Genomic DNA, 11,947 nt, shown 5'->3' on the forward strand with positions numbered 1-11,947 from the left:
CCCGACCCGCCCCGACCCGACCGCAAGGGAGGCCCCATGACCACCGCACGAGGCGACTCGCTGGACCGTCTCGGCGCGCGCATCCGGCACCACCGCCGCCAACTCGGACTGACGCTCGTCGAGGTGGCCGACCAGGCCGGGATCTCGCAGCCCTTCCTCAGTCAGATCGAGCGCGGTAAGGCGGCGCCCAGCATGTCCACGCTCGAGGGTCTCGCCCACGCCCTCGGCACCACCCAGGCCCAACTCCTCGACGCGGTCACCGCCGGCGGGGCCTCCGACACCGGCGGACCCGGAGACTCCGGCCGGGACCCGGCCCATTCCGACCGGGTCGACGTCCAGCGCTCCACCGAGGGCGCCACCCTGACCCGTGCGGAGGGCACGGTCGGCGGTCACACCCGACTCCTGCCCGGAGGCCCGGGGGGCACGCAGTTCCTCGAGTTCGTGGAGACCAACCACGTCCCGGGCCGGTTCTTCGAACACCCCGGCCAGGAATGGCTCTACATCACCCGGGGCACCGTCCTGCTCGAGGTCGGCGATTCGCTCACCCGACTCGAGGCGGGCGACGTCGCGAGGTACAACGGCACCCTCCCCCACCGGTGGTACGTCCCCGACGGCGGCGAGGCGTGCCTCATCGTCGCCCGACCGGGTTGACCGCGACCGGGTTGACCGCGACCGGGCCGCCCGACCTGCGCCTGACCAGTACGACCACCACGACCACCCACCTCACTGCCCTGGGACATCCCCGCCCCGGCGCCCTCCCTCGCGCGCCGACCTGGGGCGCCCTGCGGGGGCCGAGCAGGGCACCCCAGGTCAGAGCACCCAAGACCGTGCACCGCCCACGGCGCCACACCCTTCACCGAACCAGAAGCCGGACCCGGACCCGGACCCCCCCGAGACCGCCCGCACCACGCATGCCCTCTACCTGCGGTGCCCTGCGGAGGGTGCGCAGGGCACCCCAGGTCAGCGGGCGCCGCGGTGATCAGCGACGACGACGAGGCCGGGCATCTCCCCGTAATGAGATGACACTCGCTCGCGTGTTCGATCCAGTCTCCCTGCCCACGATGTCAGACCTAGAACATACGGTCGAACCATGACGAGCACCTCCAAGTCCGACGCCCATGATTCCGCCTCCCATGCGGCGATCGTCCCCGATGCCCCCGACCCGTTCGTGCCGCCTAAGGGGTTCACCACAGCGACCGGTCCCGCCGTCGACGTGATCGTCCCGGAGGCCTACGCCCGGTGGGATCCACATCAACAGCGCGGATATCTCGCCCAACGCCTGATCAACGCGGCCGAGGGACGCACCGTCGCCTTCGCCTACGATTGCGTCCGGGTCGCGGGGCAGCGCGACCGCCACCGGGACCCGTGGGAGACCGCCGCCTCGATCGTCAGCGCCTCGATGGCGTTGTCCCGGCACGGCGCCTCGCGTCTGGTCACCACCGCGGTCGAGTTGACCGAGCGGCTCCCCCGTACCGCGGCCCTGCTCGCGACCGGATGGATCGGCATCCTCGCCGCCCACACGATCGCCGAGGAGACCGCGATGGTCTCCGATGAGCTCATGCCCGAACTCGACAGGCGGATCAGTGAGGCACTGGCTCCCACCAGGCGCCGCACACACCCGCCGAGACTCGGCCCGCTACGAAAGATGCTCACCAAGACCGTCTCGGCGTGCGACCCGGTCGGGGCCGACGCCAGGGCGAGGGAGGCGCGGCGGGACCAGGACGTCGAGATGGTGCCGCTGGCCGACGACAGGGCCCTCATCACAGCGCACCTCACCGCGGAGACCGCCGTGGAGATCGCCGACCGTATCGAGGCCCTCGCGCGCACCGCCTCCGAGGACGACCCGCGTTCTCTCGGTGAGTTGCGTGCCGCGGGCCTACTGGCGCTGAGTCGCGGGTGGGCCTGCCTGCCCGACGTCGACGGCGAACACCCCGGTGACCCGGACGGACAGGCGGCCGCTCGGCGGGTGACCATCTACGCCTACGACGACGGCAGTCCGGACAACCGTGGCCTCACGCTGGCCGGCTACGGGCCGATCACCGGTCACACCGCCGACCAGCTGGAGCGCAGCGCTCGTCGCCGGATCGACTCACTGGCAGATCTCGCGGACCCCGACTGCTACGCGGCCCGGCGGTACACGCCCTCCGAGGCGTTGGCACGCTTCTGCAAGGGCCGCGACGGCACCTGTGTCTTCCCCGGGTGCCAGACGCCGGCCGAGAAGACCGACCTCGACCACATCATCCCGTTCGACCATGACAACCCGGAGTGCGGCGGGCACACCACGTCCGATGATCTCGGCTCCCTCTGCCGCTTCCACCACCGACTCAAGACCGAGGGAATCTGGGCTTACTACCGGGACATCGACGGAACCTACGTCTGGCTCCACGGCCCCAATCACCCGGAGGCGGATCCGGGAACGCGCATCACGACGGCCCCCGGTGGACCGCTGGCCGCGCTCGCCCCGCCGCGGCATCCGGAGTCCAGCCGACGGCAGCAGGACGCGGCCGAAGCCGGCAGGACCGGCAGCGGCTCACCGGCGTCGAGGAGGCGCCCCCACCTGCGTCACCGCCGCGCGGCGGAGCGCAGCAGACTGCGGGCCCAGGCGCACCATCGTCAACAGGAACCCCGGTCAGGGCGCCCGCCGCGCTCGGCTCCCCCGCAGGATGACCGGCCCCAGCAGGACCAGCCGCGGTCCTCGGCGTTCGATGATGAGCCGCCGTTCTGATGGCGGGGCCGTCAGTAGCGGGGTCTCGTCGGGTACCAGCCGTCGTCGGGGCGGTGCGGGCCGATCGACCGGACCTCGCGAAACTCGAAGCCCGCGAAGTCGTCCGCGAGGCGGTCCCAGTTCTCGCGAGTGATCGCGGTGGTGACCGCCCCCGCGATGCGACCAACACCTCCGTAGATGCCGGACAGCTGGTTTCCGGTGACGCCCATGGACGTGCGCGCGCCGGTCGAGAAGTGGTGCAGCCTGGTCACCCAGGGCGCGGAGCCCGGTCGGCGTTCGGTGAACTCGAAACCCGGTCCGAGGTAGGGGTTGCGTCCTGCCGGGTGGCCGGCGGCGAAGTCGTGCACGTCGGCCCACAGGGCGATGTCGTCGACGAACTCCGCGAGCTCCGGGCGCAGTCGCAGGTCGACCTCGTACCCGGTCGCGGCGATCACCACATCGGCGTGGAACCGGCCGGCGGGGGTGACGATGGCGAGCTCGGTCCCGCCCGCGCCGTCGTCGACCACCGCGACCGAGTCCCAGGCACAGCCTGTGCGCAGTGCGAAGTCGGGATGGGCGAAGCACCGCCACACCGTGTGCTGGGTCGGCGGCTGCGGCAAGCCCCCGCTGAACAGGGTGAAGTCCCACTTCGCGCGATCGTCGAGGTCGTAGAAGCGTTCCTGCATGCCGGGGAACTCCATCCACCGCAGCGGGTTGGAGTCCGGGACGGTGTCCCGCCGCATGAACACCTCCGCTCGCGCGGCGCCGTGGTCGAGCGCGGTGGCGGCGTTGTCGAACCCGGAGGCTCCGCCGCCCAGGACGGCGACCCGCCGGCCGCGCAGGGCCTCGAAGTCGATCGGGTCCTCGGTGTGGAACCAGCGCTCGCGCGGCAGCGCACGGACCATCTCCGGCACCCGCTGTCCGCCGCCGCCGCTGAGGCCGAGGGCGAACACGATCCGCCGGGCGGTCACGGTCTGGGTGGCACCGCCGGCGGCGGCCACCTCCACGACGAACGGGCCATCCGCCGTGGCGGGGCGGTGCACGGCGGTCACCTGCGTCTCGTGGCGGACCTCGATCCCCGCTGCCTCGCGATACCAGCGCAGGTAGTCGTTCCAGTCCAGGCGCGGAACGAGGTCGATCTCCTGCCACGCCTGCTCGCCGTAGACCGCCTCGAACCAGCGGCGCACGTGCAGCGACGGGACGTCGAACTCGATGCCGCGCATGTGTTTGGGGCTGCGCAGGGTGTGCATGCGTGCGTAGCGGTCCCAGCAACCCACCCGGTCGGCGGGCCCGTCATCCACCACCAGGACCCGGTCGATCCGTTGACGTCCGAGGGCGAAGGCGGCGCCGAGTCCGGCCTGACCGCCTCCGATGACGAGCACATCGAGTTGCGCGCATCCGGGTTCGCGCGGGATCCAGTCGCGAGCATGGCTCGTGGTGGCGATGTCCTCGCGGACGCGCGCGGTCAGCGCGGCCAGCCTGGCGTCGGCGTCTGCGAGACGACGGGGGCTGCGGCCCGCGGTGGCCGGGCTGGTGTCGCCCGGAGTGGGCAGCGTGGGCGCGTCGGGCATCACGGAGGTCATGGACGTCTCCTGCGGCATCGGGACCCGGGTCCTGTGCCCGGGCGGACACCGCGCCGCTGCCTGACTGATGACTCGGCCGCCGGGGCGTCGGTCGCCCGGCGGCCGGGTCGGCTGGGCCGACCGCACCGCCGCGGTGTCGCCTCCGAGTCTGACATCAGCGCTTTTCCGCCGTGTTACGCCGACGTGAGGGCGATGTGGCGCGCCGGCCGATCCGCGTCGCCGGCGGCGACGTCCCGCGTGAAGCTCGCCAGCGCCGCGCACAGTGGGCCTGGTGCGGACAGCTGCGGGACGTGGCCCGTGTGGAGCGTGACCACCCGGGCACCAGGGGTGAGCTGCTGCATGCGTCGCTGCGCGATGATCGGCACGGTGCGATCCCCGGTGGCTTCGACGTACAACCGCGGCAGGGCGCCGAAGCGCGCAGGGGTCCAGGCGGCGGAGATCAGCCGGGCGCTCTCCCGCTGCGGACGCAACCGTCGCGCGGCAGCGATCGCCTCCCCCTCCAGGGCATCGTGGAAGAACACCGCCGCCGCGGCCTCGGGCGGGACCGAGGTCTCGCGACCATCGGCGCTCGACTCGAGCCACCGGGAGATCCCCACATCCGTGGGCAGGCCGATCCCGGCGCAGAGCTGCGCGAAGTCCACCCCCGAAGGCAGCATCATCCCGGCGACGAAGGCGACCCCGGCGACCCGGTCCGGAATCAGTTCGGCGACCCGGGTCACCACGACCCCGCCGCCGGAGTGCCCCACGAGAACGGCGGGTCGTTCGAGAAGCCGCACGAGTGCCGAGACATGGTCGGCCAGGGTGTCGAGGTCGACCACCTCGTCGTCGTCGCCGCCAACGCCCGGTAGGTCGACCACATGGGGGCGGAGGCCGGCCGCACGGAGCGGACCGGTGACGGTGTCCCACACCCAGCCGCCGGCCCACGCGCCGTGGACCAACACCACGTCCGTCACGGTGTCGACCTCCATTACCGGGCCGACGCCGCCAGGACCCGGGCCGCCTCGCGAACCGCCGCGGTATTGGCCTTGCCGTGCCGGGACCCGGCGAGCTTGGCTGCGATGTGTTCGCGGACGGTGACGGGCTCGTAGGCGTCGCCGTCGGTGCCCACGAACTCGGGCAGGGTGGCCACCACGGCGTCGACGTTGCCGTCGTGAAAGAACGCGGCAGAGCGGCGGCGGACGATGCGGCCGTCGACGATCGGTGGCGCCACGCGGTGCAGGGTCGACATCCACCGGTCGTTGGTCAGCCGCGCGGTGAGGTCGCCGAGGTTGACCAGCAGGCCGTCCTCCACGGGCTGGACGTCGTGCCAGCCTCCGTCGGTGCCGAGGACCTGGAGACCGGCAACCCGGTCGGCCCACAGGACCGTGACCAGACCGAAGTCGGTGTGCTCGCCCATTCCCTTGAGTTCGCCGTCGAGCGAGACGGGCCCCTCGTCGAGGGCGTAGTTGACCATGCGGAGAACGTCGATCGAGTGGTCGGTGAGCTGCTCGAAATACCCCGCGGGCTGGCCGAGGGCGTCGGCGAAGACGCGGGTGAGCGTGCGCGCGACACGGGAGGCCTCGGCGAAGTAGGCATCGACCCGCTCGCGGAAACCGGGCCGCCGGCCACCGGGGAGATCGGGCCACACGTTGATCCCGTAGTCGTCCTCCGACAGGTCCAGGCCGACGAACGAGCGTGCCTCGACCCCGACGTTGAACGCCTCGAAGAAGTCGTTCATCCGTCCGGCGGACTCCACCCCGAGGCTCAGACTGAGCGACTCGCTCCTGGGCGGGCTGTACCCGCGGTTCGCACCGTCCACGCGGTAGGCCTTCTTGGCCTCGAGGGGCAGGGCGAAGAAGTCATCGATCGCGCCCGCCAGACCGTCGATCACCGCGGGGGCCACACCGTGGCCGACGATCTGCATGAACCCGACGGTCGAGCAGGCCTCGTCGATCTCGCGGGCGACCCGCGCGCGGTCGTCGGAGGACCCGCCGACGACGTAGGGAGACAGGTCCACCGTGGGGACGTGGAAACCGGGGTGATCAGTGGTCATGAGCTTCTCCTGTGGCGGAGTGGCCGGCCGAGGTGACGGGGGCCGGAGTGCCGGGCCACGGCGCCCACCACGCGGGGTGGGGGCCGGTGCACGACCATGTCTACCGAGGGCGGGTTCCGTCGCCGTCACCCGCGTGTGACCACCGCATTAACGGTCAGCTCCGCGGGAGCCGGGCGGCCATCGCCTCGAGCGCGTCCGCCGTGAGCCGCCCGTGCACCCGGAGTCGCGCGATGCCGCCGTCGGGGAAGACGTCGATGCGGACGAACCGGACGGGGTCGGGGTCTGTGCCGGGAGTGCCGGGGCCGGCGGGGGCCCCGACGAGGAACCGGTGGCGGCAATCGGGCTGCAGCGGGGTGCGGGGCACCAACTCGACCCAGGTCTCGGGGCGGTCGAGGTCCTCGGCCCTGCGGATGCCGTGCAGGGACGCCGATCCGGGGGCGTTGCCGACGTAATAGGAGGTGTCGATCTCCACGTGATCGACCGTGCCCGGGCCGGCCAGGGCGATGGTGACGTGGTCGTTGCCGTCGTCGCGGCGGCGGGCGTTCTCCCAACCCTCGCCCATGTGGCGGGAGCGGCCGGGGGCGATGATGTTGGCCGGTGACGAGTAGAACAGGTCGGAGCAGTCGACGATCCGCCCGCCGTTCTCCGCCGCCGCCAGGTCGACTGTGCCCGCCAGGAACCGGGGGTCCGGCGCGGGTTCGCCGTGCACCCGCAGCCTGGCGATGCCCCCGTCGGGGATCATCCGCAGCCGCACGTGGGTCACGGGCGTCTCGTCGGCCACCGCGTAGGCGTTGCGGGTGTCGCCCTGCGCGGGGGACGGCGGGACCAGCGGCCGCCACGATGCCGCGGCGAGCTGCTCGGCGTCCGGGTAGCCCTCGACCCACGCACCGTCGAGGGCGACCTGCGGCGGGTAGTTGCCGCGGAAGAAGGCGGTGTCCACCACGACGCCGCGGACCACGCCCGGCACCCCGAGCCGGATGATCGCCGCGTCCTCGCCCGGCGTTCGACGGCGGCGGCTCTCCCAACCGTCGTAGACCTTGCCCTTGTGCCCGAACAGGGTCGGGTCGAAGACCGGCTCGCCGGGCAGGAGCAGATTCTCCTTCTCGGCGAAGAACTCGTCGTCGGCGTGGACGACCGCGCCCGCGAGGGTGCGGGAGGCCAGATCCGGCAGTGTGAGGAAGTCAGGCGTGGTGGACGGGGTCGCGGTCATGCGGGGGTCTCCATTCTGGACGAGGCCAGGGAAGGGATGGGGCGGAGCACCGGGTGGCCCGCAGCCGGGCGGTCCAGGTCCACGCGGTGGCCGGCGAGGTAGACCTCGCGCACGACGCCGGCCAGGGCCCGTTCGGCGTAGGCGGTCACGGGGTTCTTGTGCTCCAGCCGCTCGGGCAGGACCACGAAGGCGTCGTCGGGGGCCAGGACCACCAGGTCCGCGCGGGCGCCGGGACGGATAGCCCCCCGGTCGGGAAGGCCGACGAACGCGGCGGGCCCGGAGGCCATCCACCGCACCACGTCGGGCAGCCCCATCCCCCGGCGCCGGGCCTCGGACCACATTATCGGCAGGCCCAGTTGGACGGAGGCGATCCCGCCCCACGCCTCACCGAAGTCGCCGGTGTCGAACCGCTTGAGCTCGGGCACGCACGGGGAGTGGTCGGAGACCACCAGATCGATGGTCCCGTCGCGCAGCCCCTCCCACAGTCCCTCGCGGTTGCCGGCCTCCCGGATCGGCGGGCAACACTTGTAGTGGGTGGCACCGGGTTGGATCTCCTCGGCGAAGAGCGACAGGTAGTGCGGGCACGTCTCCACGGTGATCGGCAACCCCTCGGCCTTGGCGGCGCGGATCAGCGGCAGTGCGTCGGCGGCGGACAGGTGCAGGATGTGCGCGCGGCACCCGGTGCGCCGGACGCCGTCGATCACCTGCGCCACCGCGCGGACCTCCGCCGTCACGGGCCGCGAGTCGAGGAACCCGGCGTATGCCGGCCCGGACGGCGCGGGCTGCGCGTCGATGGTCCCGGCGTCCTCGGCGTGGACGATCAACAGGCCGTCGAACGACGCGATCTCCGCCATGGCCGCGAGCATCTGCGCCGGGTCCAGCGGCGGGAACTCGTCGATCCCGGAGTGCAGCAGGAAGCACTTGAACCCGAACACGCCGCGGTCCCACAGTTCACGCAGCCGGCCGAGGTTCTCCGGCACCGCGCCGCCCCAGAAGCCGGTGTCGACGTGCAGTTTGCCCACCGTGCTGCCGAGTTTGGCGTCGAGCGCGGCGGGGCCGGTGGTGACGGGGCTGGAGTTGAGGGGCATGTCGATCAGGGTCGTCACGCCGCCGCGGGCCGCGGCGCGGGTGGCGCTGGCGAAGCCCTCCCAGTCGGTGCGTCCGGGTTCGTTGACGTGCACGTGGGTGTCGACCAGGCCGGGCAGCAGGACCACGTCGCGGGCCAGGGTCACCGTGTGGGCGCCGGTGGGTGCCCGGTCGAGTGCGCCCGGGGCCACGTCGACGGTGGTGATGGTGCCGTCGGCGACGACGACGAGGGCCTCCCGCTCGGCACCTTCGACGATCGCCCGGTGGGCCCGGATCACCAGGTCGGGGTGGGTCATCTGCTCTCCTCATGGTCGGTTCCCGGGCGTGTCAGCGCGGCCAGGTCGGCGCGATCGACGCCGGCGCGGGTGGTGATCTCGTCCGCGGTGACGGCCCCGCAGTCCAGTGCGCGGACGCAGAAGTCGGCCAGGGCGCGGGCGGTGGCGGGTTCGTCGAGGTATCCGGCGTCCGGGCCCGTGCCGAGGTAGGCGGCGATCCTCGCGCACGCGGCCGGCACCGAACGCCGGTAGAAGGCGTAGGTGGCCACGTACCGGGACACCAGCTGCGCGGGATGCAGGTCCCAGCCCTGATAGAAGCCGCGGCGCAGTGACCGGTCGATCAGCCGCGCGTGCAGACGCCACCCCGCGCGCACCGCCTCCGCGTCGCCGACGGGCAGCCGGTTGGTGGAGCCGTCGGACAGCGCCACCCCGGTGCCGGCGGCCGCGACCTGCATGACGGCTTTGGCGTGGTCGGCGGCCGGGTGGTCCATGGCCTGGTACTCGGCGGCGATCCCGCAGGCGGCCGAGTAGTCGTAGGTGCCGTAGTGCACACCGATGCAGCGCCCGTCGGCGGCGTGGATCAGCCGGGCGACCAGTGCCGAACCGTCGGGGGCGCAGATCGACTGCGGGGTCTCGATCTGGATCTCGAACCGCAAGGCGCGCTCCGGCAGGCTGCACGCCGCTTCGAGGTCGCGGCAGATCCCGACCATCGCGCGCACCTGGTCGACGGACGTCACCTTGGGCAGGGTGGGCCGGAACCCCGCCAACAGCGCGTCGCGATCCGGTGCGGCGGCCAGCCCGGCGACCACGCGGGTGAACGTGAGGACACCCCGGCGGCGGGTGGCCGGGTCGAGGGACCCGAACCGCACACCCCAGAACGGCGGCGACGACGACCGCCCTGACCAGCGGGTGATCACCTCGGCCAGCACCCGGTCCACGTGCCCGTCCTCGTCGCGGTCCCGCCTCCCGGGGGGCACATCCCGCTGGGTGAAGCCGTCCTCGAAGTCGATGCGCAGGTCCTCGACCGGTTCAACCTCCAGCTTGGCCCGGACCAACGCGTGGATCGCGGGGGCGTCCGCCGGGGCCACCAGATCGTCGCCGCCGGAATCACCGCTGACCTGGGCTGCCCTGAACACCCTCTGCAGGGCAGCGGGGTCCGGCAGGTGTTCGTCGAACGCGGCGAGAGCGACCGCGCCCACTTCGCTGACAATCCCGGCGTGCACGCGATCCGCGGGCAGGTACAGGGTGTGGACGGGTTGGCGACCGGTGGGCGGCCCGGGGAACAGCTCGGCTTGCTCGGCGTCGTGGGCCGCGAGGCGGGCGTCGACGCCGGCGAGGACGACGTCCGGGTCCGGGCCGACGACCGGGTCCGGTGTGGGGAGTGGGTTCACGCGTACTCCTGGGAACGAGGGGGTGGGCGCGACCCGCCCGCTACACCTGTCTATCGACGCACGGTTCCGCCATGGTCACCCACGCGTGTCCCCCGTGTTACGCCGCGAATGGATGCGCCCGACGGCGCTCACCGGTGGATCGCGGCATCCATCCCCACCAGCGGTGCCCCGGTCCCGCCCCGGCGATGGGCGACGAGCTCGGCTGCGATCGACAGCGCGGTCTCCGCGGCAGTTCGCGCGCCCAGGTCCAGCCCGATCGGCGAGTGCACGCGCTGCAGCCCCGCCTCGGGGACCCCCTCCGCGCGCAGGTCCGTCATCCGCTGGGTGTGGGTGCGTCGGCTGCCCATCGCGCCGATGTACCCGGCGCGGGTCCGCAGCGCCTCGACCAGCAGCGGGATGTCGAACCTGGGATCGTGGGTGAGGACGCAGATCGCGGTGGAGGCGTCGACGCGGGTCCCGGCGAGGTACTGGTGCGGCCACCGCCGCACCACCTCGGCGGCCGCCGGGAAGCGCTCGGCGGCGGCGAACACCGGTCGGGCATCGCACACCGTCACCCGGTACCCGAGCTGCGCACCCATCGGTACGAGGGCCTCGGCGAACGCGGTCGCGCCGAACACCAGCAACCGCGGCGGGTCGAGCCGGTGCAGGAAGACGCGGGCCGGCAGGGCGGCGCCGTCTGCAGCGCTGTCGGCGGCAGGGTCGGCGGCAGGGGCGGCGAAGACGACGCCGGTTCCGCGCCCCTCGGCGATCGCCGCGGCCACCGGCCCGCCGGCCCAGGGCGGGGCCTCGTCGTCGTCGACCCCTGTGCCGCCGTCTCCCCCGCCACCATCCACTGCCCGGCGCACGGGCCGTCCAGAACGGTGGCCGCGACCACGGCGTGGCCCTCGCGCGCGGCGGCGAGCAGTCGGTCAACGGGGTGCGCGGGGCCCGGCGGTGGCGCGGGGGCGAGGGGTTCGACGAACACCTCGAGCGATCCGCCGCAGGTCGGGCCCACGTCGAGGAGGTGGTCGGGGAGTTCGTCGCCGTCGGGGCCGAAGCGCGCGAGGGCGGGGTGGCCGTCGGCGATGACCTGCTCGCACAGGGTGTACACCGCCGCGTCCACGCAACCGCCGGAGACGCCGCCGACCACCTCGCCGGTCGCGGAGACCGCCATCGCGGTGCCCGGGGCCAGCGGCGCCGACCCGCCCGTCGCGACGACCCGGGCCAGCGCACACGCGACGCCGGCGGCGCGCCAGCGGGCCAGGGTCTCGGCGACGGGGATGTCCATGCGCTCAGGATGGCGAGGTCACATTGCCGAGGTGTTACCGCCGGGATTCAGTCGTGGCGCGCGCCCATGAGGTGCAGGATCCGGTGCACGGTGTCGTCGACGAGGGTGTAGCGCACGATGCGGCCGTCGGCGTCGTCGCGCGTCGCGCTGACCCAGCCCTGGTCGCGCAGGATCCGCAGCGCCTGGGACGCCGCGTTGCGGGTGATGCCGACGGCGTCGGCCAGGTCGGAGACCGTCGCGACGCCCGGCCCGGCGTGGTGCATGTGCGCCAGGAGACCGAGGCGGGTGGGGTCGGCGAGCAGGTCGAAGCGCGCGGCCCAGTCGTTCACGTCCATCGGTTCACGTCCATCGGTTCCTCCGTAACAGCCGCGACACATTCCGCCTCTACGCTCGGGCGCA

10 protein-coding genes and 1 pseudogene are annotated in these 11,947 nt (G+C 73.0%); 2 read left to right on the forward strand and 9 right to left on the reverse strand.

Annotated elements, in window-relative coordinates; genetic code table 11:
- Positions 1–36 precede the first annotated feature (36 nt).
- Together OVA21_RS12730 and OVA21_RS12735 are read left to right on the forward strand one after the other, a co-directional pair.
- Complete coding sequence (locus OVA21_RS12730; protein ID WP_268092546.1) at positions 37–651, forward strand: helix-turn-helix domain-containing protein; 615 nt, start codon at positions 37–39, stop codon at positions 649–651.
- Positions 652–1,090: 439 nt separating this feature from the next.
- The gene (locus OVA21_RS12735; RefSeq protein ID WP_254050605.1) at positions 1,091–2,725 is read left to right on the forward strand and encodes an HNH endonuclease signature motif containing protein; all 1,635 of its coding nucleotides are present in this window, start codon (positions 1,091–1,093) and stop codon (positions 2,723–2,725) included.
- Positions 2,726–2,736: 11 nt separating this feature from the next.
- Here the strand turns inward: OVA21_RS12735 and OVA21_RS12740 are convergent, their stop codons facing one another.
- The 9 genes and pseudogenes from OVA21_RS12740 to OVA21_RS12780 form a co-directional block, all read right to left on the reverse strand.
- Positions 2,737–4,287, reverse strand: a complete 1,551-nt coding sequence (locus OVA21_RS12740; protein WP_096907485.1) for a SidA/IucD/PvdA family monooxygenase — start codon at positions 4,285–4,287, stop codon at positions 2,737–2,739.
- 173 nt (positions 4,288–4,460) lie between these two features.
- Entirely contained in the window at positions 4,461–5,255 is a 795-nt protein-coding gene (locus OVA21_RS12745; protein WP_061228881.1) for an alpha/beta fold hydrolase, read from the reverse strand.
- On the reverse strand, positions 5,255–6,319 hold the full coding sequence (locus OVA21_RS12750) for an isopenicillin N synthase family dioxygenase (protein WP_096906810.1): 1,065 nt from the start codon (positions 6,317–6,319) through the stop codon (positions 5,255–5,257). The genes OVA21_RS12745 and OVA21_RS12750 overlap by 1 nt, the downstream gene beginning before the upstream one ends.
- Before the next feature lie 154 nt (positions 6,320–6,473).
- A complete protein-coding gene (alc, locus tag OVA21_RS12755) occupies positions 6,474–7,529 on the reverse strand; it encodes an allantoicase (protein ID WP_096906809.1) in 1,056 nt (351 codons plus the stop codon).
- The gene (gene allB / locus OVA21_RS12760; protein WP_096906808.1) at positions 7,526–8,911 is read right to left on the reverse strand and encodes an allantoinase AllB; all 1,386 of its coding nucleotides are present in this window, start codon (positions 8,909–8,911) and stop codon (positions 7,526–7,528) included. The genes alc and allB overlap by 4 nt, the downstream gene beginning before the upstream one ends.
- Positions 8,908–10,281 (reverse strand): DUF6986 family protein, encoded by a 1,374-nt coding sequence (locus OVA21_RS12765; RefSeq protein ID WP_268092547.1) that lies wholly within the window; start codon positions 10,279–10,281, stop codon positions 8,908–8,910. The genes allB and OVA21_RS12765 overlap by 4 nt, the downstream gene beginning before the upstream one ends.
- Before the next feature lie 128 nt (positions 10,282–10,409).
- A complete protein-coding gene (locus tag OVA21_RS12770; RefSeq protein WP_442778931.1) occupies positions 10,410–11,126 on the reverse strand; it encodes an XdhC family protein in 717 nt (238 codons plus the stop codon).
- A gap of 245 nt (positions 11,127–11,371) precedes the next feature.
- A pseudogene (locus OVA21_RS19385) lies at positions 11,372–11,548 on the reverse strand (XdhC family protein); the annotation flags it as partial.
- 47 nt (positions 11,549–11,595) lie between these two features.
- Positions 11,596–11,883: an ArsR/SmtB family transcription factor gene (locus OVA21_RS12780; RefSeq protein WP_061228888.1), complete on the reverse strand. Its 288-nt coding sequence runs from the start codon at positions 11,881–11,883 to the stop codon at positions 11,596–11,598.
- Between the last annotated feature and the right edge of the window lie 64 nt (positions 11,884–11,947).

The sequence above is a fragment of the Dietzia sp. SL131 genome, from assembly GCF_026672565.1.
GTDB lineage: Bacteria > Actinomycetota > Actinomycetes > Mycobacteriales > Mycobacteriaceae > Dietzia > Dietzia kunjamensis.

Bases quoted from the DNA above. Each gene is read 5' to 3' on its own strand.
- OVA21_RS12730 (WP_268092546.1), top strand. From the start codon at position 37: ATGACCACCGCACGAGGCGACTCGCTGGACCGTCTCGGCGCGCGCATC.
- OVA21_RS12735 (WP_254050605.1), top strand. From the start codon at position 1,091: ATGACGAGCACCTCCAAGTCCGACGCCCATGATTCCGCCTCCCATGCG.
- alc (WP_096906809.1), bottom strand. From the start codon at position 7,529: ATGACCGCGACCCCGTCCACCACGCCTGACTTCCTCACACTGCCGGAT.
- OVA21_RS12745 (WP_061228881.1), bottom strand. From the start codon at position 5,255: ATGGAGGTCGACACCGTGACGGACGTGGTGTTGGTCCACGGCGCGTGG.
- allB (WP_096906808.1), bottom strand. From the start codon at position 8,911: ATGACCCACCCCGACCTGGTGATCCGGGCCCACCGGGCGATCGTCGAA.
- OVA21_RS12780 (WP_061228888.1), bottom strand. From the start codon at position 11,883: ATGGACGTGAACGACTGGGCCGCGCGCTTCGACCTGCTCGCCGACCCC.
- OVA21_RS12750 (WP_096906810.1), bottom strand. From the start codon at position 6,319: ATGACCACTGATCACCCCGGTTTCCACGTCCCCACGGTGGACCTGTCT.
- OVA21_RS12740 (WP_096907485.1), bottom strand. From the start codon at position 4,287: ATGACCTCCGTGATGCCCGACGCGCCCACGCTGCCCACTCCGGGCGAC.